This window comes from Thermogemmatispora aurantia (assembly GCF_008974285.1).
GTDB classification, from domain to species: Bacteria; Chloroflexota; Ktedonobacteria; order Ktedonobacterales; family Ktedonobacteraceae; genus Thermogemmatispora; species Thermogemmatispora aurantia.
The window spans coordinates 211,193-235,871 of record NZ_BKZV01000002.1 but is presented as its reverse complement, the minus strand read 5'-3'; the positions used below and the strand labels follow the sequence as shown (position 1 = coordinate 235,871).

Genomic DNA, 24,679 nt, shown 5'->3' with positions numbered 1-24,679 from the left:
AAACTGTCATGTCGAAGCGCACAAACAGTCCCATCTCGCCGGTATACCCTTCTGTTCTGGCAGAAGACAACCGGCGTGGTTCTCATACAAAGCAGACGCCTCTCCCGCACGTCGTCATTATCGGTGGGGGCTTCGGCGGACTGCAGGCGGCGCGGGCGTTGGGGAAGGCTCCTGTGAGAGTCACTGTCATTGATCGCACGAATCACCATCTCTTTCAGCCTTTGCTCTATCAGGTGGCCACAGCAGCTCTCTCTCCTGCTGATATCAGTGCTCCAATCCGGCATGTGCTCAGGCGTAACAAAAATACGCGCGTGCTGCTGGCCGAGGTAACTGGCGTTGACACAGAAGGCAAGCGGGTGCTCCTCGACGAGCATGGAGAGCAAAGTGTTCCTTACGATTACCTCGTCATTGCCACCGGGGCCGGCCAGAATTACTTTGGTCATCCTGAGTGGGCCCGCTACGCTCCGGGTCTGAAGACGCTAGAGGATGCCACACGTCTACGCCGGCAGATCCTGCTCGCCTTTGAAGCCGCCGAGATGGAGAGCGACCCCGATCGGCAACGCGCCCTGCTGACTTTTGTGCTGGTAGGGGCTGGTCCCACCGGCGTTGAAATGGCGGGAGCCATTGCCGAGCTGGCCCATAAAGCCCTGGCTGCCGACTTTCGCAACATCAATCCCCACTCGGCGCGCATCATCCTGGTTGAGGCGGCCCCGCGTATCTTGCTCTCCTTCCCGCCTGAGCTGGCGGAGAAGGCTCGCCGTGCCCTCAACCGTTTGGGCGTTGAAGTGCGTACCTCCACGCCGGTGGAGGCCGTCGATGAGAGCGGCGTTGTGATCGCAGGGGAGTATCTGCCGGCAAAGACCGTCATCTGGACTGCCGGGGTGAAGGCCTCACCCGCAGGACGCTGGCTCGGGGCCGAGGTTGATCGTGCCGGGCGCGTCAAGGTTAATCCCGATCTCAGCGTGCCGGGCCACCCCGACATCTTTGTCATCGGCGATACAGCCTATGTCGAAGAGAAGGGGCAACCGCTGCCCGGTCTCGCGCCTGTTGCCATGCAAGAGGGCCGCTATGTAGCGCGGGCCATCCTCCAGCGCCTGGCCGGTCAAGAGCCGGCGCCGTTCCACTACGTCAACAAGGGGAACCTGGCCACTGTGGGGCGGGCCTGGGGCCTGCTGCAGATCGGCAAATTGCGTCTGGCGGGCTTCCTGGCCTGGATATTATGGCTGACCGTCCACATTTTCTACCTGATTGGCTTCCGCAATCGGGTCCTGGTCCTCTTTCAATGGGCCTGGGCCTACCTCACCTTCCAGCGCGGAGCTCGCCTGATCCTCTATCCTGAGCGAGCTGGCAGTCGCGAGGCAGTACCGCTGGCGGCCCTCGACTGAGGAAGAGGGGCCAGGCGCTCCTTGCAGCTCAGCGTACAGACGTGCTGGGCTGGAGGCGCCCTCCATTGGGGGAGAGTTGCAATAGCATAGGAAAAGCGACAGCCAGCGCAGACTAGCGCTCTGGCTCCTTCTGTACCCGCTCCCCTGATGGCGGGCGTCTTGCCTTGAGAGGAAGGAACCTTGCTGCTCGCAGCCAACCGCTGAAACTCGGTGGACTGCTGGCGCGTATCCTCTCTGGAGAGTAATTACTGGCTTCGCGAACGAATACCTGAGCTTGAGGATCAGGAAAGGAAAGGGTGGGCATATGACGACGCGTACGCATACTGGTGGCAAGACAGCGTTTGAGGGTCAGCCGCGCCTGAAGCAGCGCATGTACGAGATTCAGACGCCCCAGCAGGTGCGTCAGCTCCCGATTGAACTGCCCGAGGAGGCGCGCAAGCAGAGCATCGAGATGCTCAACCAGCTACTGGCTGACTCGATCACGCTCTATCATCTGTACAAGAAACATCACTGGCAGGTAGCCGGTCCTACTTTCTATCAGCTTCATCTGCTCTTCGATAAGCATGCCGGGGAGATCCTGCAGACCGTTGATCTGATCGGGGAGCGTATCCAGATGCTGGGAGGGGTGGCTCTCGGCATGCCTTTTGAGGTGGTTGAGCGCACCCGCATCGAACGACCACCCAGCGGTGCTGAAAGTGTCCCCTCGATGCTGGCCCGCCTCCTGGAAGCTCATCGCACGGTGATTAAGGACCTGCGCCAGGGGATCGAGCTGACAGAGCAGTCCAAAGACTATGGCACCAACGACATGCTGATGTCTGATATCCTGCGCATGCATGAAATGCATGTCTGGTTTATCTCACAGCACCTGGTTAATACTCCACTGGTAGGCGAGGACGGTATGGCCTGACTCTGAAGCGGTGGAAGGTAGCTCCCAACACCGTGGATGGAGCGCGATAGACACTGGAGGCGCCAGATCCGAAGTCACCTCGGGTCTGGCGCTGACTTTTTCCGGGACGGATGTAACGAAGCAGGTCGACTGCACGCTGTCCTGGCTTATTCTGCCTCTGCCCGCTGGACGACTGGTCCCCCCTTTCCCCCCAACGCACTTTGTGCTATAGTATAACACTGCGTTATAACCCAAGGCTAAGGCATGCAAGGCATTGCCTGTACCGTGGCAGGATTACCTCTATGTTCTACGATCAAGTCAAGATCTTCGTCAAAGCCGGGGATGGAGGCAGCGGAGCAATCCATTTTCGCCGTGAGAAGTATGTGCCGCGCGGAGGGCCAGACGGGGGTGATGGTGGGCGAGGAGGGAGCGTCTATCTACGGGCCAGTGCCGCGGTCAATACCTTAATTGAATATCGTTATCATCAGCATTTCAAGGCTGGCAACGGGCAGCCTGGCAGGCGGCAGCGTATGCACGGTGCCAGCGGTGAAGATATCGAGCTGATCGTGCCCTGTGGCACCCTGGTCAGGGACGCCGAGACCCGGGAGCTGCTGGCTGACCTGGTAGAGGATGGGCAGCGGGTGATGGTGGCGCGTGGCGGGCGTGGGGGTCTGGGCAACGTTCATTTTGCCACCCCGACCAATCAGGCGCCGCGCGAGGCCCAGAACGGCGAGCCGGGTGAAGAGCGTTGGCTTGTGCTGGAGCTGCGGCTGATCGCCGATGTAGGGCTGGTTGGTTACCCAAATGCGGGCAAGTCGACCCTGCTTTCGGTCGTGACGGCGGCCCGGCCCAAAATCGCCGACTATCCCTTTACTACGCTGACGCCAAATCTGGGCGTAGTCCAGCTGGGTCAGGCTGGCAGTGCCGACCTGCTGAGCTTTGTGCTGGCCGATATCCCGGGACTGATTGAGGGAGCGGCCCAGGGGGCGGGGCTGGGGCTGGAGTTCTTGCGCCATATCCAGCGTACGCGCCTGCTCATCCATCTGCTTGATGGTGCCTCCGAAAACGATCCCTGGGAGAATTTCCTGGCCATTAATCGCGAACTGGAGAGTTACGATCGTCGGCTGGCGCGTCGTCCGCAGATTGTGGTGCTCAATAAGATGGACCTACCCCAGGCGCGAGATCGCTGGCCGGCTCTCAAGAGGCGACTTGAAGAAGCCGGCTACCCGGCCTTTGCTATCTCGGCGGCGGCCCATCAGGGAACGACCGAGCTGATGCAGGCCGTGGCTCGGCGCCTGGAAGAGATCAAGCGCGAGGAACAGCAGCAGGCCCTGGCTGCTGAACCTCCCGCGCAGGGTCCTGTCTTGCGACCGATCCCCGAAGATGCCTTTACCATCAGCAAAGAAAACGGGGTCTTTGTTGTACGAGGCAAGCGAGTCGAACGGGTGGTCAGCATGACGCGTCTCGATAGCAGGGAAAGCATGGATCGTCTGCAGGTGACCCTGGAGAAGATGGGAGTGACTCGCGCTCTAGAAGAGGCGGGCGTACACGTAGGCGACGTCGTGCGTTTCGGCAAGGTTGAACTTCTGTGGGGCGAATAGTGGCCTCGTAGGCCCGGACGCGCCAGGTGTTCTGGCCGGCTGCTGCGTGTGGCTGGCGCCGACGCCTGAACGCTGAGGGATGGAGAGGTGATGCGGGATGGCGCTGGGACAGGCGAAAGGTGGGGGCTAGACTGTCCCCGGCCTGTCCCTGCTTGGGGGCCTGAAGAGCATGAGCGAGAGGCGAGAAAACGGGTGGCCGCGACTCGCCTACCCTTGCCAGGCGCGGGCTGGTGCCTGCTACAGGGAGTCTCAGGTGCAACCCTGGTGCAATCGATTTCGCCCCTCATATACTGCTTTCTGTGCTATACTTTAACATTGAAGCAGAGAACTTTTATAATGGCTGAAGTCCTTCTCCTAAAAAGTCCGCGTAGCAAAGCGCGCTGCCATTATGGAAGAGAAGAGTGACCGCACAGATGGGTGAGACACTAAACGTACTCTTTCGCACCCGCGCTGAGGGCGGCTTTTCCGTGGAGGTCCGAGATAGCTGGTCCGGGAAGAGTGTCAGCGGCGACTTCGTTCCCCCGTTTACTCCGCGCTCCCTCACCACGCTGCTCAAGCGTCTCGATCGTCAAGAGATTGATGGTCAGGGTCAACGCGAAATCGGCGAACGGCTCTTTGCGGCCCTCTGTGGCAGGCAACCTGGTACGTCAGGGCGGGCGAACGCTCGTCCCGCTGGTGCTCGTGAGCAGGCGGAAGCCGTCGACGGCCTGTTGCACACCGTGATTCAGCGCACCCTGCGCCGTCGTGGTACGGTGGCGCTCACGCTGAGCTTTACCCCCGGTTGCGATGAATTCATTCCTTATCCCTGGGAGCTGTTGCACAACGGGGACTATTTCCTGGTAGCCACTGGCGTCTTTACGCTGACCCGCATCCTGCTGCGCCCCGATGAGCCGGGAGGCTGCGAACTGCCTGTGCATCCACCTTTGCGCATCCTCTACATAGGGGCAGCCCCTACTGACGGCGAGCCGCTGGAGACCGAGCGCAGCTACGATGCCTTGCGCCGTGGTCTGGCGCGTCTCGTCGAGAGTGGCCAATTGATTCTCGACCGTCTAGAGCCGTGCAGCTTTAGCGAGCTGGTGCGTTATCTCAATGCCTATGGCGGCGCCGGCATCCTGGACGATAGCGAAGTGCAGACTCCCTGCTACGTCGTCCATTTTGACGGCCACGGTGACTATGGGCGAGTCTGTCCACGTGAAGAATGCGGAGCCTTCAACGAGCCTGACGAGCGACGCTGTCAAGTCTGCGGTGCCTCGCTGGCCCGTGTCAGCGCCCAGACCTACCTCTGTTTCTGCGATGAGCAAGGGAAGCGCTGCTACATCGATACTCACTCTCTGCGTGAGCTGCTCGTTACCAGCGATGTGCGTCTGGTAGTGTTGGCAGCCTGCGAAACGGCGCGTTTGGAACGCGAGCACTCCCGTCAGCGGCAGGTGGCCCTGGACAGCTCGCTGGCCACGGCCCTTGTGACGGCCCAGATCCCGGCGGTCGTGGCCATGCCCTTCTCGCTCCAGGACAACCTCAGCCCGGTCTTTATCTACCATTTCTACGAGGCCCTGGCCAGTGGGCGCACCCTTGAGGAAGCCCTTTCCCGCGCCCGCCATGCGTTGCTCTCTCCCCACCACAATGGCTGGTTTATCCCCGTCCTCTATCGGCATGCCAGCCCTGGCTGTGAGGAGCCAGTCCCTCTGCTGGCGCAGGAGGAAGAGACTGAAGAGCATGAGCTAGCCCTGACCAACTTCCCCATCCCGACCTGCTTTGTAGGACGCGAGCGCGAGATTAAAGAGCTGACGCAGCTTATTACCGCAGCTGTCCAGGCCGAAGAGGAACTTCCCAGTCTGCGCAGGCAGCAGCCGCGTTCGAATCTGCGTCAGATTGTGCTGACTGGCCCAGTCGGCATCGGCAAAAGTGCCCTGGCCTTTGAGGTGGCGCGGCGTAACCGCGACAAATTCCCGGGCACGGGGGGCCTTATTGGCATTACACTGCAGGGAGGAAAGACCTTCGCTGAGGCCGTCGTCGAGATGGCTCATGCCTTCCCCGGTCTGGCCAATCGCTTAATGTTGACCCCAGATCTGCGTCAGCGAGCGCGCCATCTGCTCAATGCCTTACATGCGCGCACCGATCGTGAACTGCCCTGCCTGCTGCTCATCGATGGCTTTGAGGAAGTGACCGATCCGACTGAGTCAAAGCTCTGGCTGCGCTTCCTTGGTGAGCTGCCTGAGCGGGTTGTGGTGCTTTTGACCTCGCGCTCTCATCCGGCCACGCTTGGTCTGCAGGAAGGAGCGGCCTGGCGCTGGTATGAGTATCCTATTGGCAAGATGACCGACCAGGACCTGCTCTGCCTCTTTAGTGAGCTGGCGGCCCAGAGCGGTTTAGACAAGCGCATTCACCTGGACGATCCAGTCCAACAAGAGATTCTGCGCGACATCTGTACGCTCCTGGATGGCTATCCTCTGGGGGCGGAGCTGATCTTCGGCGCTGCCCGCTCCATCGGCGGCAAAGTCTTTACGCCTGAAGCTGCCACCCGCTCGCTCGAAGAGATCCGTGATGAGCTGCGTGAGACACCGCTGGCGGGGATCTGGGCCGCCCTGGAGGTCGCCTATCTGCGTCTCTCGCCTGCGGCGCGGCTGCTCCTCTCGTATCTCTCGGCCTTTCGCCTTCCCTTCAGCACCAATCAGATCATGATGCTTGTGGCCCCCCATAGCTCGGAGAGAGCGGAGTTCAATCCCTCCTTGGCCCTCCAGGTCCCGCCTGCCGAGTCGTTAGAAGAGCAGGGGAGGGGTGTGGCCGAAGGAGAGTCTGGCAGCCCGGGCACTATTGTTCCCAGGGAGCTAGCCGCCAACTGGCGATCGGCTCGCGATGAGTTGGTGCGCGCCTCATTTATGGGTTTCGATGGACGTGTTTACAGCATTCACCCGCAGGTACGCAACTTTGCCCTCTCCTACCTGCCAGCCGAGGAACGCCGCCGCGTGCATCGGGTAGTGGCAGCCTATTACCTGGGGTTGCCCCATCTCAGTCCCGAGGAGTGGTTTGCCGCCTTTGAGCACCTGGTAGGGGCTGAGGAGCTGGGGGAAGCGGTGCGCACAGCTGTGCGGGCCTCCTGGGCCTTGTGTGGACGTGGCTACGCTTTCCAGTTGCTGGCTATCCTGCGTCGCGCGGGCTCCTATGCCGTGCGCCTCGAAGATAAAACGGGCGAGGGCCAGATTCAGTGTTGCCTGGGGGCTATTCTCCGTCAGCTCGGCAACTATACTGAAGCCGTGGCCTGTCTGAAGCGCAGCCTGCAGCTGTATCAGGAGCAAAATCAGCAGGAAGAGGCCGCCTGGTCCTTCTACGAGCTGGCCATGCTGGCCTGCGACGAAGGCAACCTTAGCCAGGCAGCCGATTATGCGGAGCAAGCGCTGGCGAGCTTCGAGCAAGGAGGCAATTCTAGAGGGCGGGCCTGGGCCGCCCTGGTTCAAAGTGTAATCCTACGCCGCTCCGGTCGCTACCGGGAAGCTCTTTCTCGCTCTCGCCTGGCCCTGACAGAGCTGAGAATCAATGGCGACCAGGAGGGAGTCGCCTGGGCCTCGCTAGAGTGCAGTCGCATCTGGCAGGCCCTCGCCAACTATGGCGAGGCTCTGACTGCCTGTGAGGAAGCCCAACGCCTCTTCACCTCTCTGGGACTGCGGACAGGGAACGCCTGGACGCTGGTGCAGCAGGCCCAGCTCGCTCTGGAGCATGCGCGTCTCGATGAAGCCGAGCAGGCCAGCGCACTGGCCCTGGAGATCTTCCAGGAGCAAAGTATGCGTCCTGGGGAAGGATTGGTCCTCTGCGTCCGGGGGGAAGTACGCCGCGCTCTCGGCGATTGGGGAGCGGCTCGCAGCTGCTACGAGAAAGCGCTGACCATCTTCACCAGCCTGGGCAATCGTGTCGACCAGGCGCAGGTTCTCACCGCTCTGGGTAGCCTGGTTCTTGCCGAGGGTGCTCTTCACGAAGCCGGCGAATATTTCGAGCAAGCCCTCTCCCTGGCTCAGGAACAAGAGGCGCGTCCGCTGACGGCCCAGGCGTTGCGCGGCCTGGGTGATACGGCGCGCCTGCTAAGGGCTTTCAGCGAGGCCCGAGCCCGCTACGAGGAGGCGCTGGCACTGGCGACCGAGCTAGGAACCCCGCTGGAAATCAGCGCTATTCACGTGGGACTGGGTGAGCTGGCCTGGGCCCAGGATCAGCGCGCCCAGGCGCAGAAGCACTGGGCTCAGGCGCTGCTGCTGGATCAACGCCTTGAGCATCCGGCCCGGCGTGCCCTTCAGCAGCGCCTTGAAAGCCTCCTCTCTGAGGACAGCGATCAGACAAAAGCGCTGACTGGTACAGCAACAGCAACCTTGATCACCCTCGAGGAGCGAACTGACGCCGCCTCGGAGGCCTCCTGAGCGAAAGAAGTCGGAACCAGCACATCAAGGGGCGCTCGAACAGCCCATCGCCGAGATCCAGCAGGAACCTGGACGCCGTACCGTACCTCGGCGATGGGTAGAGCCAGCCTGAATGAGCACGGCAGAACCAGACTGCTTCAGTCTGGTTCTGCTAGAGCTGTTGCTGCGAGGGATGACTAGAGCGTGCTCCGCGATGCAAGAAACGCTGTAGCCAGCTCAAGGGAGAGTGCGAGCGTCCCTGTGTTCTCGCAGCCTGGCTGCTCCCTGTTGATGTCGGTTCCCGCTCTCCCATGCCTGTCGTCGCGGCTAAGTGTCGTGCATCTGGAGCGCTGTGGCCATTGTGGATGGCTTCCAGGCGAGTGTCGCGCGGGAGTGCTTCTGGCGGCAGCCTGTCACTACCCGAGGTCGACTGGCGCTCTGCGGTCTCCTCAACGGTCTTAGTCACTGGCAAAGGCCAGGACTCCTGCACTGCCTCCGCCTCCGTCCCGCTCACCGGCTCGTGTGGATTGGGGACATCCGCCGGGCCAAGGTTCCCCGTAATCAGCGGTGGCTCCTGATGTCTGAGCAGATCCTCCCGCTTAATCGGCTGCGTCTCCTGCTTCTCCAGGGCCAGGCGACTATCCAGCTCCTCCAGCAGGCGAGCAATAGCCGGGCGCAAAGCCCGGTTGCCAGCTGGAATCCTGGTCCATTGTGCCAGGGCCGCTGGATAATAGCCGGCGCGGTAGCAATAGAGACCAAGCATAGCCCGAGCATCGAAGATGGTCATTCGTTGCCAGAGTGCCAACTCCTCAGCCGGTGTCTCGATGACATCCTCACTGGCCTCGATCACCTCCACCAGGTGATAGAGCGGAATACCCATAATGCGATAGGGGAAGCCATAGTAGAGCGCCAGACGTCGACGGCGCGAACGCTCGGGGGGGTGCTTCCCAACAAAGTAGCGCCGAGTCCAGGAGCCGCTGGACCAGACGATCCAGGCCAGGAGCAGAACCAGAATACGGCCCAGATAGCGCTGCCAGGTTTCAGGTGCTAGACCAACCATCACCCCGAGGACCGCAAAGCAAGCGCCCAAGGCCCAGGCGCCATAGACCAGGCGGCGCCGATCCCAGCCCAGCAGATCAAAATGGTGGTGCAGCGGCGTCGCCAGGAAAGGCCGGGGGAATTCTGTATGGGGAATGAACTCGCGTGTACTTGCGAAGCGCAGGATATGCAACTGTCGGCGGTAAAAGCGCGTAATCAGGCGTGCCGAAAGAGCTGACAGGCCCTCCAGAACGAAAGCGGCGCCTACCAGGAAGAGCAGCGTCTCCTGGCGATCGAAAATGGCGATCATCGCCAGTAAGCCGCCCAGAGCCAGCGCTCCGCTATCGCCCATATAGATCTGAGCCAGACGTTTAGCGCTGCTACGCCGTCCGCGCGCGGCCCAGGCTGATGGCCAGTTCCAGGGGAGATAGCCGAGCGTACTGCCGGCGCAGAGCAGCGAAAGCACCTCGACCACCTGGCCCTCGGGACGGTCAATAATACCGGTGGTCACAATGCCAAAAGCCAGCGCCGCGCTAAAGACCAGGCCGCCGGCCAGCCCATCGAGTCCATCGCTAAAATCCACGGCCAGCGAAGTCACACTGCCAGTCACGCCCGTCATTAGCACCAGAAACACCAGCCAGGCATAGTAAGCCAGCTCGCCCGGATGCAGAGGGCAGGCGCTCATCTCGGGGCTGGCGTTTGGACAGATCAAATGGCCGATGATAGGGAGTCCAATATACGGACTGTAGGACTCAGGCCCCTTCGGCGTCAGGAAGAAATAGCAAGCTCCTGCGGCCACCGACAGCACAAACAAGCTACTGAACTTCGCGCGTTCCGACAGACCCTCCTTGCTATAGACCTTGTGCCAGTCATCGACCAGGCCGATCAGCATAAAACCGAGCGTTGCGCCCAGGCCGATCAGCAGGAGCGTCCATTGCTCGCCAGTATGGAAGAGCAGGTAGCCAGCAACCAGCCCCGTGATCAACATGGCCAGCGTAAACGAAGGCCCGCCGACCAGGGGCAGCTCAATCGTTTTAATCTCGCGTCCGCTGGCGGGCAGGTCCGAGCGCAGATCGGAACGGTGGTGGCCAGGTTTATGCTCGCCGCTGCGGAACTTTGGAAAGAGCAGTCTGGCGATACCGCAGAAAATCAGGCTGAGCAGTGCCGAGACCACGAACGTCAAAATCAGAATAACCGGCACCAGATAGGCATCAGGAATAGCTGGTAGTCCCATACGATTTACTCCCCCGGGGCGAAAAGAGGCCCGGACACCATGCTGGCTAGTCTTGGCTCAAGCGAGGCCTGCTGATCTCTCTCCACCCGCATGATTTTTCTGCAGTAATTAGCTCTCTCTACCTGATAAAAGAAGTAGAAAGCAAAAACATACCATATTCACTGGACTAGCGCATTGATAGCAGACACAAATGCTCTTCGCGGCTGGAAAATGCGAAAAGCCGCTAGAGAGTCGAGGTACTGCTGTCATAGCCAAGCCGTTGCAGCTCTTCGAGAGCCACCTGGCGTTCATTCCAGGGCAACTTCTCGCGGCCAACGATAATGCTCTGTTCATGGCCCTTACCGGCCAGCAGTACCGTATCGCCGGGGCGAGCGGCGGCCAGCGCTGTGGCGATCGCCGTGCGGCGGTCGGCGATGCACAGAAAATCGCGGCCCTCCTGCTTTCCCGCCGCTATTGCTCCTTTGGCGATCTCTCGCAGGATTTTCAGGCGATCTTCTTCCCGTGGATCTTCATCAGTAATAACGAAGAAATCTGTCATTTGGGCGGCCACGGCGCCCATCGTTGGGCGCTTTTGGACATCGCGCTCGCCGGCGGAGCCGAAGACCAGCAGCAAGCGGCCTGGAGTCAGGGGGCGGAGCGTTGTCAGGACCTTCTGCAGGCTATCGGGCGTATGGGCGTAGTCCACGATCACAGAGAAGGGCTGGCCAGCGATTACATGCTCCATGCGCCCGTTCACGCTACGAGCGCGGGCCAGGCCCTCGGCGATCTGCGTCGGGCTCAGCCCCAGATGGTAGGCCACCGTGATAGCGGCCAGGCAATTGCTCACATTAAAGCGGCCCACCAGGCGCGTTGCCATAGGAACGGGCTGGGACTCGTGTGGAAAGCGCACAGCAAAGCGTGTACCGGCAGCCCCCAGCTCCAGCTCCGTCACCTGGAAACTAGCGGGCGTATCGATGCCGTAGTCCAGGATTGGGGCGCGGCAGAAGGACCGCAAGAAAGCAAAGCTACTATCATCGCGGTTGAGCACTGCTGCCGGGCGGGTTGGCAGCGCCTTCCGGCGATCTGGATCGAGCATCTCGAAGAGGCGCGCCTTGGCCCGGCGATAGTTCTCGACGGTGCCGTGGAAATCCAAATGCTCCGAAGTAATATTGGTCACCACACCCACATCGAACTCGCAGCCGCGTACGCGAGCCAGCTCCAGCCCATGAGAAGTTGCCTCGATCACGGCGTGGGTGACACCGGCATCGAGCATGCGTCGGAGCAGAGCCTGAATCTCCAGGGCCTCCAGCGTACTCTGGCGAGTGGTATTCTCCCACTCTTCTCCCTTGATTTTAAAATTGGCCGTTGTCATCAGGCCGGTGGCCAGGCCGGCGGTCTCCAGAATTGTACAGATGAGATTACAGGTTGTTGTTTTGCCATCGGTGCCAGTGACGCCGATTGTCCAGAGCTGGCGAGCCGGATAACCATAGAAGGCGGCGGCCAAATCGGCGAGAGCGCTGCGCACCTCGGCGACCTCGATATAGGGCAAGGGCAGGGGAGAGGAAGCGAAGCCCTCCAGGGACTCGCCGAGAGCGGCCACAGCACCGCGAGCGGCGGCCTCGGTCAGAAAGCGGCGGCCATCGGTATGCACACCGGGCACAGCGATAAAGAGCATGCCTGGCTCAACGCGGCGCGAGTCATAGGCCAGCTGAGAGATCGTGAGTTGCTCCACGGCAGCTGTCTCAGTTAGAGAGCCACCGGGGTAGATAGCCCGCGGTGGCGATGGCAGGGCGGCCAACAGCGTCTTCAGAATCATCTTACTCCAGGGATAAACAGACTCTATGCAGACCTGTAATTAACGGTTCTTCTAGTAATAGATAGTACGAGTCCGGTGATAAGGTCGCATATCGGGTATGCGCTGACTGAGCAGCCAGAGCTGCTGATCGATCTCGATCGCCTTCATGGGCAGACCGCGGGCGGCCAACGCCCGGCGAAGCAGCTCGCAGGCCCAGACCGTGGCTGCCCGGATTTCGATCTCTTCCTCGCTACCGGCAGGGAGAGGCTCCTGCTGGTCGATCCGATTGGCCAGGGTGGGATGATACTCCAGCACCCCGAAATGGCGCAGCACCTGGGGTAGCTTGTAGTCAGCGAAGATCGTCAGCTGGTCGAGATCGTAGAAGGCGCCCCAGCTCTGGCCGCGGAAGAGCGCATGAAGATCGGCAACACAGATCTGGGCACGCTTAAAGAAGCGCACCTCGCGCTGACGATAGCGGGCTACATCGCGGAAGGATGGGAAAGCCTCGACGAGCAGCTGCACCAGACGCACAGCACTGCCCGCAGCCTGAGCAACAGCCTGAGAGAATTGCCCATCGAAGCGCTCCAAAAGAACGCGCCCGACTTCGTGAACGTGGGTCAGGCGCTCCTCAAAAAGTGGGATCTGCTGCTCCTGCTCGCTGCGAAAGATCAGAGCCAGCTCCTCGCGGCTCATATCACGTAAGTAAGCGGCATCCCATATGGGGCGACCCTCTTCTATCGCGCGTGTCAGGGCGGCGGCCTCTGCCCAGTAGCCGCTGAGAAACTCCCCCTGGTAGGTGATACCCCAGCGCGGCTGACCTTTCTCGGGCCAGAAGCAGAAGTTGAGCGCATCAAGCAAGAGAATCCAGTTAACGCTGCGCTCACTACCGTCGAAGAAATGGTAGCGGTCATAGCCGGCTGCTAGCCCGGAGGCGTTGACTCCTGCCGGGCCGATCAGCGCCGACCAGCGCTCGCTCAGAGCCTGGATCTGCTCGCTGTTCATCCAGACGTGCTCACCTTCCTCTACCACGCCGCGGGTGCTGCTGAGCACCCCTAGTGAGTCCGCCTCGACAGCCGGGAGCATTTCCTCTTGGTCCCTGCTTTGGTTCCAACTGTGCATCTTCTTTCGGTTCGGGTTGTGGTGCCCTCGCTCAAGCGTCAGATTCTGGGTGCGATCTCTTCCCGATTCTAGCGGCAAGGCCCCCGTTCGTCAATTGCGTTGGGACCTTATACTGCCGCTTCGCGCCTGCCCTCCCTCCTCGCCCAGTTAATAGATACATCTAAATATATATATTCTATGCTCTTGCATTTCTTTTAGATATGTGGTATGCTCTCACCCAGAGCATGCAAAGGCATGCTCTCATGGGAAGTCTCTCTAAAGTGAAGAGAGGGAAGGAGTGTACTGTGGAAGAACAGCAGCTATGTAAGCTCGTCCATCGCCTCTATCACGACGAAAGTTTCCGCCAGGCGTGTTTCAACGATCTGGAGAGCGTAGCCGCCTCCGAGCGTATGGAGCCTCTGGTGCTTGATGTGCTCAAGAAGCTGATTCCGCATCTTGCTCTTGGTACGTCGCTGGGTCCTCCCATGTGGTGGTGGCATCCGTGATGGGTGAGCGAGTGACGGGAGGAGGATGTGGAGGGAGGCGGACAGAGCTGTGAGGGAGCGAGGTGAGTCGGGCAGCATGAGCGAAGACGGGGAGGCGAGGGCCAGGGAAGAGGTCTTTGGAGAGGCGCTGGCTTCCCTCTGTGAGCGGCTGGAGCGTCTGCTGGCTGAGGTACCTGCGCCGTTGCGCGAGGATGTAGCTCTGGCTTTGCGTCAGGAGGGTAAGCTGCTCGCCTGGCGGGCGGTGTCAAGGGCTGAAGCTCAGGTGGGGAGACTGAGCGAGCCGCAGGCGGGAAGGTGGCCCTTACTGACTTTCTTGATTGCGCGTTCTCTGAGTCCTGCCGTGGCCCTGGATTATGCCGCCGGGGCAGCTTTGGCGGTGGAGTGTTTGGTCTGCGCCATTGATATCTTGGACGATCTGGTCGATGATGATCAGACACCGTTGCTGCAGGCTGTGGGCGAGGCACGTGCCATCAATGCAGCTGCCGCCTTGTTGGCTCTGGCTCAGCAAGCCATTCTGACGGTCGCTCCTGGGGCTAGGGCACCTGCCGCCGAGCCGCTGGCGCTCTTGGGAGAGCTGCAGGCGGCGAGCCTGGCCTGCCTTGCTGGTCAGCAGAGCGACCTGCTCGCTGAGGCGCAGCCGCTCAGTGCCTATGGTCGTGAGGACTGTCTGGCGCTGGCCGCGGCGAAGGCCGGCTCTCTCATGCGCCTGGCCTGCCGTCTCGGGGCCCTGGTCGCTGGCGCCTCTCCTCCCCTCTGCGAACTGTTCTCCCGTCTGGGAGAGCTGCTGGGGATCGCCGGCCAGCTCGACAACGATTGCCACGATCTGCATGCCTCGCTGGCTCCCCCCCCGGCGCTCTCCCAGCCAAAATCCGATCTCCGTCGCGGGAAAAAGACGCTCCCGCTGGTGCTTGCTGCCTCCACTGGCTGCTCTCCCGAAGAGCTGTTCGCCCTGCAGCACGGTGCTCCTGTAAGTAGCGCTCTCTCCGCTCGCCTCGCTGAGGCGATCACCGCCGCCTGGAGCATCTGCCTGCTCTATCGCGAACGCGCTCGCCTCTGCCTGCAGGCTATTGAGGCGTGCCAGCCTCTTCCGCCCGAATTGCATCAGCTACTCGGATTATGATTGAGAGGATCTCAGGTGTTCAAGAGGGAGTGTATGACGAGGACGACGCGCTCGTTTCCGAGGGTCGGGCGTCTGTTGGCGATTCTGGTGCTGGCTCTAGCCTATGTTGTGCTCCTGGGGGGTGACGCCTGGATCTTTTTCCCGCACAGTGTCTATCTACCTTACGCTTTGCTTCAGTTCGGTGTCTCAGCTCTCGCTGCCCTCCTCTTTCTAGCGGTTGGGACCCTGGTCTGGCTCTATGCTTATCGCCGTGGGGTGGCGCTGCTCTTGCTCTGCTTCTGCGCCTGCATGATGGTGACTTTCCTGGTGCAGACCGGCGCTGCCGTGGGTGATCTACTGCTCTCGGTCATGGGAGGGGTCAGCAGCGCCCTCTCGCTACTCCTCTTCACTACTCTGCTTCTCCTCTTCCCGCAGAATATGCTGGCTCCTCCGCCTTTGGCGGCCTCCTCTGTCCAGGCCTGTCGCTCCTTCGGGCGTCTGTTACGTTTGCTTCTGCTCTCGTTGCTGGCCCCTGCCTACCTTGGTCTGGTGGTCCTCTTGAGCTTGCTCGTCACCTGTCATCTGGCTTTCTATGATTGGGGGACCAGTCCACGCCTGGCCTGGCTCAATTTTGTTGACTACACTTACTACCTCTTGACCCTGACTGGCATTCTGACCTCGATCGCCAATCTCTATCGGCGCACGGCCACCCTGCGTGAGCAGCAGCAGCGCCGTCTCTTTATGGGGGCTGTGATCCTTGCTTTTGCTCCTTTTCTGCTCCTGAATGTTCTGCCCTGGTGGTTGCATATCCCCCTCCGTGTCGATCCTCGCTTTAGCACCCTCCCCCTGGCTCTCCTGCCGCCGCTACTGGGCTATTCGATCTTACGCTATCAGATCCTGGTGCTGGATCGCTATATTCGCCGCGTCGTGGCCTGGATTGTGGGCCTGGTCTGCCTGGTGATGCTGGCCTATGCGGTGGCGGTTTTGGCTTTGATTCTCCCCCTGCCGGATCTGCCTGCGCGCACGCTGTTGACGGTGGCACTGATGGCCGTCCTGGCACCGCTCGTCTGGTGGCTGGCCCGTATCCTGACGGAGCGGCTCTTCTTTAGCGAGTTGTGCCACTATCGACGCTTGCTGGAGACCCCTCACCCTTTGGAGAGCGAAGGTGCGACCCTCGATGAGGTGGCGCAGTTAATGAGCGCGGCGGTGGTCAATGTCTTTGAGACCCGTGAGGTCTGTCTCTTTGTGCTCGACGATGAGAGCGGCTATTATCGCCTCTGCCCTGCCCTTTCCTACGCCGAGCCGGGCGATGAGGCGCGCCTGCGCCTGCTCCGCTGGCTGTTGCCAATGGAGCCGGAGGAGGCCCTCGGCGATGATGGCTGGCTGACCCTGACTCCGCCGCTGGTCGGGCGCTTGACTCAAGCTCGCTTCCCGCTGCGCCTCAGCGAGCTGCAGCAGTCCTTTGGACGTAGTCCTATTGGTCTGGCCCGCTACCTTCAAGTCACTGTTGCTGGTCAGGAGCTGGACCCCTTGCTGGTTCCTGTGCGGGCCCAGGGGCGCCTGATCGGTGTCCTGGTGCTGGGCGAGCGTGGCGATCATCAGCCCTATGCCGGTCCCGATTTCGAAGCCATTGAGCTGATGCTGGCTCGCTTTACGCCACTGTTGGAGACAGCCCGCCTCTCGGCACGCGCCAGCCGCCATGCGGCTATGCTCAATGCGCTCTATAGTGTCAATGCCTTGCCAGTGAGCGCCATCGAGACGATCGAGGATGTGGCAGTCAACTATGCAGAAGTGGCCGCGCGCGCTGGCTCGGCGGGAGCTGAGGTCTGGCTCTACGATGAGCAGGGGGCCTGTCTGCGCCGTGTCGCCTACCTGCCCGGGGGGCCACCGCTCTCAGCCGCCCAGCAGCTTAGCTCACTTCAAGAGGATGACTGGCGCCCCTGGTTCTATGAGGGGAGCGATATGGGACCAGGGCCAGCCCGCGACCACGCGCTCTCTCCTCATATTCCTCCCTGCCTGCCTCAAACGCCCTCCTTCCCTTTCGCCTGGCTCCCTCTCAGACGCGCTCATCACCGTCTCGGTGTTCTGGTACTGACCTATGCCCGCGCTCATGTCTTCTCCTGCGAGGAGAAACATATGCTGGAGATGTTCTCTTCGCAATGCGCGACAATGCTGGAAAATGCCAAGATCACTTTGGAGCTGCGCGCCGCTTATGAGCAGCAGAAGGAACTCGATCGCCTCAAGGACCAGTTCATTATGACGGCCTCCCATGAGCTGCGCACTCCTCTGACGGCTGTGCTCGGTTATATCGAATTGCTGAAAGAGTATCATATGCATCTTTCACCCGAGGTGCGAGAGGACTTCATCGCCCGTGCTCATCGTGGCTGTGATGAACTGGTGCTGTTGGTCAGCAACATTATGGATGCGAGCCGCGTGCATATGGATGCGGAGCGCCTGAAGCTAGAGGCCGTCGAGCTGCGCAAATCTGTCCAGCATGTCGTTGATATTCTGGATGCCCTCAGCACGCGTGAGCGGCATTCCTTGCGTGTCCATGTGCCAGTAGGGGTCTATGTGCTGGCCGATGAGCTGCGGCTGCGCCAGGTTCTCCTCAATCTACTCAGTAATGCCCTCAAGTATTCTCCGCCCGGCACAGCTGTCGATATCTTTTGTCGGATCGAAGAGCGCTGGGTAACTATTTCGGTGCGCGACTATGGGCTGGGGGTACCGCGCGAGGCGCAAAAGCATCTTTTTGAGCGCTTTGTGCGCCTTGATCGCGATATGAACAGTCCCGTGCGTGGCGCCGGGCTGGGACTCTACATCAGCGAACAGCTTGTGCAGGCGATGGGCGGGCGGATTTGGGTGGAGAGTAGCGGTGTGCCTGGCGAGGGGAGTACCTTTTCTTTCACTCTGCAGCATGTCACTGCGCCACGGCCCAGGCGTGAGGCACCGCGCAGCGTACGTCGCGAGATGGCCTGTTGAGCTACCACGCTGCACTGAGCGAAGGAAAAGCAGGCTCGGGTCAAGAGGCCAGCAGCCAGAGAACAGCAGAGCAGGCGGCAGCGGGGGCAGTGACTGGATTGAGGGGGAGAGAGGGGCAGCGTGCTAACTAAAAGCTGTACCTGAATAGCTCCGCCGCCGCGTCTCTTATGAGGAAAGAGCTTGTGGGTATTCCCCACTCGCCTGTTGCCCTAACGTGGAGTCTTACTTCTACTCGTAGAGGGAGCGCTATCCTCATGAACGCACTACGGCGAGCAGCTGCTAGCACCATCACCGCGCGTCAGCGAGAGGTGCTGACCTATCTGGCTCAGCGGGATCACTGGTCAGTAGGAGAGGTAGCTGCCCTACTGGGGGTCAGTTCGGCAGCGGCCACCAAAGTCCTGGCCCGTCTGGAGCGCAAGGGCCTGATCAAGCGCAGCTTGAATGCTCTCGACCGGCGCTGCGCAGACATCACGGTTACTCGCGCGGCGCTCGCGCTATTGCAGGCGAAGGCTACGGATGAGAATCCGTAGCCTGGTCTGCTTGGGCTGACTCTGGACTTGACTGAGGAGCTGACGCTGGGTCGGACGCTGCCGCTGCGGCGTCCGTAGCGTTGGGCGTCCTGGCCGCTTTGAGATAGCCGCGCTCCTGGGCATAGCGCCAGAGCGATTTCTGCAGCTGGCGACGTGCCCGTGAGATGCGGCTCATTACCGTACCGATAGGGATCTGCAGCGCCTCGGCGATCTCCTTGTAGGAGAGTCCCTCGATGTCTGCCAGAATGACCGGCATGCGGAAATTCGGTGGCAGCTCCATCAGAGCATTGTAGACGTCCTCATCAAGATAGCGCTGAAGTACCTCCTCCTCAGCCCCGGCAGTGACTTCGTTGCCGGCCAGATCCTTGATACGGTTGTACAGGTAAAACTCTTCTCCCTCGGGCAGCGAGGTGGTCGCCGGATGGGTTGACTGGCGGCGGTAGTGGTTGATGGCCGTGGTGTTCAAAATGCGAAACAGCCAGGCCCGCAGGTTGGTGCCGGGATGGTAGGTGTGAGCAAAGCGGAAAGCTTTAAGCATGGTCTCCTGTACCAGATCCTCGGCCTCCTGGGGATTGTTGGTCATCCGTAGCGCCGTGCGATAGAGGCTGTCAAGCTGGGCCAGGACCCCTGCCGTGAAGTCCTCTCGCGGGAGGGCTGGCCTCTTCCCAGCTGCATCGCTTCCGGTAGTCACTGGAGTATTGACAGAAGTGATAGGCTGTTCAGACATGCAAATCTCCCTCTATCCTCTCTCAACCGGACGACCACTGTTGCGTTGTCTCGCGGCTGCGATGGAGTCTGCAATAGGAACAGGAGCAAGATCAGTCCGTACCAGCCGGGCCGATCGCTGCTGTGGCTGTCTCCTGCGAGTCTAGGAGGCTGCTCCGTGCAGCGGTAGGGCGTATCATCGGTGACTGTATTCATTGTGGTCTCAGCTCTGCAGAGGCTCTTTTCCGAGCAGAACCTGCCTTTCGCTCACATTCTCCTGCACGGAACCGCAGTATGCGGTACCTCACTAGACAATAGGCTGTTTCTAGTATAGCTGATAGATCGCTGCTCAAACTAGTCCCTTCTGATGGCGCAAGATGGTGGGAGCGAGTCGGCTCATGGCTGACTGCGGGCTACCGATTTTTCTTTACTCGAGACACAGCTCAGGTCCTCTTTTTCGTTCTCTGACCCGCTTGGCCTGGCTCTTCCTTGTTCAGCGGCTGGACGCTACGATAGCAGCCAGCTCCCTGTCCTCAACCCAGCATTTTTCTCGGCTTCCTGGGAACAACATACCAGAAAAGAAAAGGCTGGTCAACCAGGTAGCTGCTGGTTGCAAGGTGGAACAGTCTGATACACTGAGCGAGCCTGTGCTCAAGTGGGACCTGCTGGGGGAAAAGCGAGGGCACACTTCCCCGGGGAATGAAAATCACCTCGCCCTCTGTTAAAATGAACAGATAAGAAAACCAGCCTCGATACTTGAGGAGAGAGAGCGAGTGAACAACCATGAATTGCGTTGAAGCGATAGCTCGTCTCCATCTGTATATCGACCGGGAACTCAGCGCCGAGGAAGTTATCACGGTCCAGCAGCATCTGGCTCGCTGCTCGCAGTGTGAGAGCCGTTTTCGCTTTGATGAGCGTCTTAGAAGGCTGATTCATGAACGCTGTACGATTGAGCGCGCCCCTGCTCATCTACGCGAGGCAGTGATGCGCATTGCTCAGACGCCCCCCGGTGAGCCACTGGAGCTTGATCCCGAGCTTGAGATGGAGCTGAGAGCGGATATCGCTTTGGAAGAGTTTGTCGAGTGAGCTGGCTGGCTGGTTGATTCGGTTCACTGGCGCACTGGCGAGCCAGACCATGATCCTCACAGACAGTGGCAGTGTCCTATTCCCTTGTCTTTCCTGCTGACTCTGGTCTGCCTGCCTGCCTGTCAGTGTTTCGATCTTAGGTGTTCTCCTCGTGTGTGACCAGCGTTCGCAGTAAGGGGCCTGGCCCTGACGCAGGAAAGCAAGCCGGCGCGGAGACATCCCCGGTCTCTGTTTCTGTCCCGAGTGCCCAGAAGGAGGCAGTTGTCTCCTCACCGGCTTCGTTTCTTCCTCAGCAAGGAATGTGGAGCGAGCCGAGCAGCTCCTGTGAGCCTTGATGGGAATGACCTTGCTGTTCCCAGATGCGATTGGCGTTCTCCCACTCAGGCATGGCTCAGAGGCTTAGGCCCCAATTGAAATAGTGGTTGAGCGCAGGCAGCAAGTTGAAAAAGATCGCCAACCCGGCCAGGGCCATAACAATTCCTGTGGCCACCTCGATCTTCCCCAGGTGTGGCTTGAGGAGTTTGAGGGCTGCACTGACCTGGTTGAGGCCCAAGCCGAGCAGGAGGAAGGGTAGGCCCAGGCCCAGCGAGTAGCTGAGCAACAACAGAACGCCTTCGCGCAGCGTGGCGGCGTTGGCAGCCAGGCCGAGAATGCTGCCGAGAATCAGCCCGACGCAGGGAGTCCAGCCGATAGCGAAGACCAGCCCAATCACGAACGAGGCCAGCGGGCCAGGGCGAGCTGGGCGGAACTCAAAGCGTTTCTGGCGCGAGAGCAGCGGAATCTGAAGCAGACCCGTAAGATGAAGACCGATGATAACGAGTAGAACGCCGCCGATCTCGCGCAGCAGGAGCTGATTGGCTCGCAAGAAGGAGCCGAGCGCGCTGGCCGTGGCTCCAAGAGCGACAAAGGCACAGGTGAAGCCCAGCACGAAGAGTGCGGCATGCAGGAAGGTCGTCAAACGTGCTGTTAGGCTACCACCTCCGCGGGTCGATTGATAGACACTCTCGCCCACCAACTGCGCCAGGTAGATTGGAACCAGGGGCAGGACGCAAGGCGAGAGAAAGGATGCAAGCCCCGCCAGAAAAGCGATGCCCACGCTCACTTGCGATCCCATACCCATAGATGCGTCTTCTCCTCAAGCAACAAAGCGCTGGATTCGGACAGGGTCCGGTGGGTGATCGTTTAACGATCGCTCGTAGTATAGCGAAGATTGGCCAACCCTGCAAGATGACCTCTGCCTGGTGGCGGGAAGGCAAGCCTGCTGGTGCAGGCAGCCCATCTAGCCGCTGTGGGCATAGCCATCGCCGGAGGGCATAGCCGGACCTGGCTCCTGATCTCCTTTGCCTGAGCGCCCGAGCAAACGCTGAAGGTGCTGCCAGAGACCGGCCTTTTCTGACGGATCGTCTGGGGGTACCAACTCCGTCTCACTCGCTCCTCTGCCTGGTGCAGGTCCCTGCTGGGGGGGCTGTTCCAACAGAGAGGCATAGCCAGGACTACTATGCCATTCTCCCAGCCCGGCTGGCTCCGCCGAACCTGGCCGACCATGAGGAGGCTCGGGCGGAAACTGCGTTGCTGAGCGCTGGGCCCGCCACTCGGCGAACGAGGGTCGCTGCTCGGCCAGGCGCGGTCGACGCGGCGGCTGCACGGCGAAGGCCCGTGGATTGGTCGGAGGTAAAGGGGAGAGTGGTCCCCCGCTTGTGGGCGCACGAGGCTCCTCGACTCTCAGATTCAGGGCGCGCAGCTCCTCGGCCATCTGCCGTGCCTGCTCGTAGCGCAGCGTCCGATCGCGGGCCAGCGCCTTCAGAATAATCTGCTCCAGGCCCGGGGCCAGCTGAGGATTCAGCCAGGACGGCGGACGCAGCTGGCCGCTTGTGATGGCCTGAGTCACCTCTGGCAGGGTGCGCCCGTTGAACGGACGTTGCCCGGTCACCATCTCGTAGAGAACCACGCCGAGGGCATAAATATCGCTGCGGTTGTCGAGCGGCTGGCCCCAGATCTGCTCTGGGGAGGCGTAGTAGATGCTGCCGACCAGCGTCCGGGCCACCGTAATGCGTTGCAGCCCCGGCGCGCGCGCCAGCCCGAAATCCATCACCTTGATCTTCCCCCAGCGGTCCAGCATCAAGTTTTCTGGCTTGATGTCGCGATGGATCACATTGCGCTCGCTGTAGGCGCAATCGAGCGCGTCGGCAATCTGGGCCGCGTACTCGGCGGCCAGATGCTGGGGGATTTGACCATCCAGGCGCAGCAGGCTACCCAGCGTCGGCCCCTGGACATACTCCATCACAAAGTAGAGCACGCCTTTTTGCTCACCGGCATCGTAGATCTGAACGATGTTGGGGTGGTTCAGCCCGGCAATGATGCGGGCCTCGCGGATAAAGCGCGCAACGTAAGATGTGTCTTTGGCCAGGGCATGAGGCAGAATCTTAATGGCGACATCACGGCCAAGCGCGAATTGTTTGCCGCGGTACACCATCCCCATCGAACCACGCCCTATTTCTTCTTCCAACAGGTAGCCACCCAGACTCTGTCCTGCCAATTCATTCATGTGCGTGAACGCACTGGCTCCCCCCTTGTGCGACGCCGTGCAAAGTAGGGAGCCCAGTGCCCCCTCCATTTCTGCGTTCCTGCAATGGCCCGTCATCCTCTCGCTGATTGCCTGCCTGGTGACCCCAGCTTGCAAGGACTGATCTGGCCTGCTGCCAGGCTGCCAGGTGCTCTGTCACGAGAGAAAGGGCCTGTCTCATCAGCCCAGCGAGAGAAAAGCGCTCGTCAGCTAGCTGACCTGACCAGCTGGGCGCTCTCCCCTGCTTTCTCCATAATAACATGGCAGCGGTACCGACGTAATTATTTACGTTCTTCGACGGGGAGCATCTACAGAGAGGCGGGGATGTGCCCCAAAAGTCATGTCCTCACTGTTTGGTTGTGTAACATAAGAATTGTTTCTATTCACCTATCTTTCTTCTTGTCTCAGGGGAGGCTTGGCGACGAGGATGCGAGAGCGCAGTGGGGAAGGCGCGGAGGCAGGACAGGCAGCCATCGTACTCATGCAGTAGGGGCGGTTGACCCCCTCCTGTCCTGCCCTGGCCTGTTCTGCTCGCGGTTCGCTTCGCGGGGAGAAGGGGGCGAGGCTGGCCGCTGGCGGTCGGCGAGGAGCCGATCTGTCTGTCGGAGACTGGCCTCGCTGCGAACCTTGTCCTGACCTGGGGCCTGTGGCGATCCAGCCAGCGCCGTCGCGTTCAGTCAAGGTAGTCCTTCAAGTAACGACTGGCCTGGGGGTGGCGCAGCTTGCGGATCGCTCGCTCCTCAATCTGGCGCACGCGCTCGCGAGTGACTTTCAGCTTGCGACCCACCTCTTCAAGCGTGTGGTCGTGGTCGTCAATGAGGCCAAAGCGGAGCTCGATCACCTGGCGCTCGCGGGTCGTGAGCTGGTTCAGCACCTTCCGAATCTCTTCACGCAGCAGCTGCTGGTTGGTGACCTCCATAGGCCCTCGCTCGCGAGCATCCTCGATGATATCGCCCAGCGTGTTCTCCTCCTCGTCGGAGAGAGGCGCATCCAGCGAGAAGACCTTTTCTGCCCAGATCAGAAGCTCGTTGACGCGCTCTGGACTCATGCCGAGCCGCTCCCCGATACTCTCGGGTGAAGGCTCCCTTCCCATCTCCTGGTAGAGCTGGCGCATGATGCGCTTGACGCGCATGACCTCCTCCATGATGTAGACTGGAAGGCGAACCACGCGCGTCCCCTCCAGAATCGCTCGCGTAATCGCCTGCTTAATCCACCAGGTAGCGTACGTTGAAAAGCGGAAGCCCTTCTTGTAGTCGAACTTGGTGACAGCGCGAATAAGGCCGATATTGCCCTCGCCGATCAGGTCCTCCAGGGAGAGCCCCTGGCCTACGTACTTCTTAGCGATGCTGACCACCAGGCGGAGGTTGGCCATGATGAGCTGGTTGCGCGCATCGCTATCTCCCTGTTCAGCCCGCTCGGCCAGTTCGGCCTCGCGCGCTGGGGTCAGCAGGGGGATGCGAGAGATCTCACGGAGGTAGAGGCGCAGGCTATCGCTCTGCGCTAGCGAGGTCAGGTCCGCATCCTCATCCTGCTCTGGCTCCGGCTCCGGTTCCGGCTCCGGCTCTGGTATGAGTTCGCGTTCTGGCTCGGTCGGCTTATCGGCGTCGAACATCACTTTTCGTTCCAAGTACCTGCTCTTGTCTCCCCACCCGGGGCAGGGAGCAATATAATCCTCTCTTGTGGTCGGCCTGCTGGATCGCCGCAAGAGTGACAGACAGTCCCTTCCTCCAGGAAAGGAAGTAAACGTGCTGCAACTCTATCTACTCTGTTCTTATTGTACGAACCCTCACCGCATCTGGTGAACCGTCTGCCTGCT

At 60.6% G+C, this 24,679-nt stretch carries 16 protein-coding genes and 1 pseudogene; 10 read left to right on the top strand and 7 right to left on the bottom strand.

The window, feature by feature from the left end; translation table 11 throughout:
• The first annotated feature begins 8 nt into the window (after positions 1-8).
• From KTAU_RS07750 to KTAU_RS22490, 5 genes and pseudogenes are all read left to right on the top strand, one after another.
• Positions 9-1,385 carry an NAD(P)/FAD-dependent oxidoreductase gene (locus KTAU_RS07750; RefSeq protein ID WP_151727843.1) on the top strand — a complete coding sequence of 459 codons (1,377 nt, stop codon included), beginning with the start codon at positions 9-11 and terminating at the stop codon, positions 1,383-1,385.
• Between the two features lie 304 nt (positions 1,386-1,689).
• A complete protein-coding gene (locus KTAU_RS07745) occupies positions 1,690-2,292 on the top strand; it encodes a Dps family protein (protein WP_151727842.1) in 603 nt (200 codons plus the stop codon).
• Positions 2,293-2,573: 281 nt separating this feature from the next.
• Positions 2,574-3,872: a GTPase ObgE gene (gene obgE, locus KTAU_RS07740; RefSeq protein ID WP_151727841.1), complete on the top strand. Its 1,299-nt coding sequence runs from the start codon at positions 2,574-2,576 to the stop codon at positions 3,870-3,872.
• A gap of 413 nt (positions 3,873-4,285) precedes the next feature.
• Positions 4,286-7,270: pseudogene (locus KTAU_RS07735) on the top strand (CHAT domain-containing protein); the annotation flags it as partial.
• Between the two features lie 378 nt (positions 7,271-7,648).
• Positions 7,649-8,272, top strand: coding sequence for a tetratricopeptide repeat protein (locus KTAU_RS22490; RefSeq protein ID WP_443098647.1), 624 nt, complete (start codon positions 7,649-7,651; stop codon positions 8,270-8,272).
• A 151-nt stretch (positions 8,273-8,423) separates the two neighbouring features.
• On the opposite strand, the gene KTAU_RS07730 is transcribed toward KTAU_RS22490, so the two are convergent.
• The 3 genes from KTAU_RS07730 to KTAU_RS07720 all read right to left on the bottom strand — a co-directional run bounded on the left by KTAU_RS07730 (position 8,424) and on the right by KTAU_RS07720 (position 13,380).
• Positions 8,424-10,523, bottom strand: coding sequence for an MraY family glycosyltransferase (locus KTAU_RS07730; protein ID WP_151727839.1), 2,100 nt, complete (start codon positions 10,521-10,523; stop codon positions 8,424-8,426).
• Positions 10,524-10,746: 223 nt separating this feature from the next.
• Positions 10,747-12,318: a UDP-N-acetylmuramoyl-L-alanyl-D-glutamate--2,6-diaminopimelate ligase gene (locus tag KTAU_RS07725; protein WP_151727838.1), complete on the bottom strand. Its 1,572-nt coding sequence runs from the start codon at positions 12,316-12,318 to the stop codon at positions 10,747-10,749.
• Between the two features lie 51 nt (positions 12,319-12,369).
• A complete protein-coding gene (locus tag KTAU_RS07720; RefSeq protein ID WP_151727837.1) occupies positions 12,370-13,380 on the bottom strand; it encodes a queuosine 5'-phosphate N-glycosylase/hydrolase in 1,011 nt (336 codons plus the stop codon).
• A gap of 320 nt (positions 13,381-13,700) precedes the next feature.
• Between KTAU_RS07720 and KTAU_RS07715 the strand changes: the two genes are divergently transcribed.
• From KTAU_RS07715 to KTAU_RS07700, 4 genes are all read left to right on the top strand, one after another.
• Complete coding sequence (locus KTAU_RS07715) at positions 13,701-13,901, top strand: hypothetical protein (RefSeq protein WP_112433383.1); 201 nt, start codon at positions 13,701-13,703, stop codon at positions 13,899-13,901.
• A gap of 76 nt (positions 13,902-13,977) precedes the next feature.
• Positions 13,978-15,021, top strand: coding sequence for a polyprenyl synthetase family protein (locus tag KTAU_RS07710; protein ID WP_170293143.1), 1,044 nt, complete (start codon positions 13,978-13,980; stop codon positions 15,019-15,021).
• 33 nt (positions 15,022-15,054) lie between these two features.
• Entirely contained in the window at positions 15,055-17,979 is a 2,925-nt protein-coding gene (locus KTAU_RS07705) for a sensor histidine kinase (RefSeq protein WP_151727835.1), read from the top strand.
• A gap of 254 nt (positions 17,980-18,233) precedes the next feature.
• A complete protein-coding gene (locus KTAU_RS07700; RefSeq protein ID WP_170293142.1) occupies positions 18,234-18,509 on the top strand; it encodes a MarR family transcriptional regulator in 276 nt (91 codons plus the stop codon).
• On the opposite strand, the gene KTAU_RS07695 is transcribed toward KTAU_RS07700, so the two are convergent.
• The gene (locus KTAU_RS07695; RefSeq protein WP_151727833.1) at positions 18,490-19,236 is read right to left on the bottom strand and encodes a sigma-70 family RNA polymerase sigma factor; all 747 of its coding nucleotides are present in this window, start codon (positions 19,234-19,236) and stop codon (positions 18,490-18,492) included. The two genes, KTAU_RS07700 and KTAU_RS07695, sit on opposite strands and share 20 nt — an antisense overlap.
• A 761-nt stretch (positions 19,237-19,997) precedes the next feature.
• Between KTAU_RS07695 and rsrA the strand changes: the two genes are divergently transcribed.
• Positions 19,998-20,300: a mycothiol system anti-sigma-R factor gene (rsrA, locus tag KTAU_RS07690; protein ID WP_151727832.1), complete on the top strand. Its 303-nt coding sequence runs from the start codon at positions 19,998-20,000 to the stop codon at positions 20,298-20,300.
• Positions 20,301-20,691: 391 nt separating this feature from the next.
• On the opposite strand, the gene KTAU_RS07685 is transcribed toward rsrA, so the two are convergent.
• The 3 genes from KTAU_RS07685 to KTAU_RS07675 all read right to left on the bottom strand — a co-directional run bounded on the left by KTAU_RS07685 (position 20,692) and on the right by KTAU_RS07675 (position 24,490).
• Positions 20,692-21,420 (bottom strand): cytochrome c biogenesis CcdA family protein, encoded by a 729-nt coding sequence (locus KTAU_RS07685; RefSeq protein WP_151727831.1) that lies wholly within the window; start codon positions 21,418-21,420, stop codon positions 20,692-20,694.
• A gap of 159 nt (positions 21,421-21,579) precedes the next feature.
• Complete coding sequence (locus KTAU_RS07680; protein ID WP_170293141.1) at positions 21,580-22,845, bottom strand: serine/threonine-protein kinase; 1,266 nt, start codon at positions 22,843-22,845, stop codon at positions 21,580-21,582.
• A 691-nt stretch (positions 22,846-23,536) separates the two neighbouring features.
• The gene (locus tag KTAU_RS07675) at positions 23,537-24,490 is read right to left on the bottom strand and encodes a sigma-70 family RNA polymerase sigma factor (RefSeq protein ID WP_223258449.1); all 954 of its coding nucleotides are present in this window, start codon (positions 24,488-24,490) and stop codon (positions 23,537-23,539) included.
• Positions 24,491-24,679 lie beyond the last annotated feature (189 nt).

What these genes read in the sequence shown, in the direction of transcription:
- KTAU_RS07730 (WP_151727839.1), bottom strand. Translation starts at nt 10,523, where the DNA reads ATGGGACTACCAGCTATTCCTGATGCCTATCTGGTGCCGGTTATTCTG.
- KTAU_RS07750 (WP_151727843.1), top strand. Translation starts at nt 9, where the DNA reads ATGTCGAAGCGCACAAACAGTCCCATCTCGCCGGTATACCCTTCTGTT.
- KTAU_RS07680 (WP_170293141.1), bottom strand. Translation starts at nt 22,845, where the DNA reads ATGAATGAATTGGCAGGACAGAGTCTGGGTGGCTACCTGTTGGAAGAA.
- KTAU_RS07725 (WP_151727838.1), bottom strand. Translation starts at nt 12,318, where the DNA reads ATGATTCTGAAGACGCTGTTGGCCGCCCTGCCATCGCCACCGCGGGCT.
- KTAU_RS07720 (WP_151727837.1), bottom strand. Translation starts at nt 13,380, where the DNA reads ATGCTCCCGGCTGTCGAGGCGGACTCACTAGGGGTGCTCAGCAGCACC.
- KTAU_RS22490 (WP_443098647.1), top strand. Translation starts at nt 7,649, where the DNA reads ATGCGTCCTGGGGAAGGATTGGTCCTCTGCGTCCGGGGGGAAGTACGC.
- KTAU_RS07710 (WP_170293143.1), top strand. Translation starts at nt 13,978, where the DNA reads ATGAGCGAAGACGGGGAGGCGAGGGCCAGGGAAGAGGTCTTTGGAGAG.
- KTAU_RS07705 (WP_151727835.1), top strand. Translation starts at nt 15,055, where the DNA reads ATGACGAGGACGACGCGCTCGTTTCCGAGGGTCGGGCGTCTGTTGGCG.
- KTAU_RS07685 (WP_151727831.1), bottom strand. Translation starts at nt 21,420, where the DNA reads ATGGGTATGGGATCGCAAGTGAGCGTGGGCATCGCTTTTCTGGCGGGG.
- KTAU_RS07745 (WP_151727842.1), top strand. Translation starts at nt 1,690, where the DNA reads ATGACGACGCGTACGCATACTGGTGGCAAGACAGCGTTTGAGGGTCAG.
- KTAU_RS07695 (WP_151727833.1), bottom strand. Translation starts at nt 19,236, where the DNA reads ATGTCTGAACAGCCTATCACTTCTGTCAATACTCCAGTGACTACCGGA.
- obgE (WP_151727841.1), top strand. Translation starts at nt 2,574, where the DNA reads ATGTTCTACGATCAAGTCAAGATCTTCGTCAAAGCCGGGGATGGAGGC.
- KTAU_RS07700 (WP_170293142.1), top strand. Translation starts at nt 18,234, where the DNA reads ATGAACGCACTACGGCGAGCAGCTGCTAGCACCATCACCGCGCGTCAG.
- rsrA (WP_151727832.1), top strand. Translation starts at nt 19,998, where the DNA reads ATGAATTGCGTTGAAGCGATAGCTCGTCTCCATCTGTATATCGACCGG.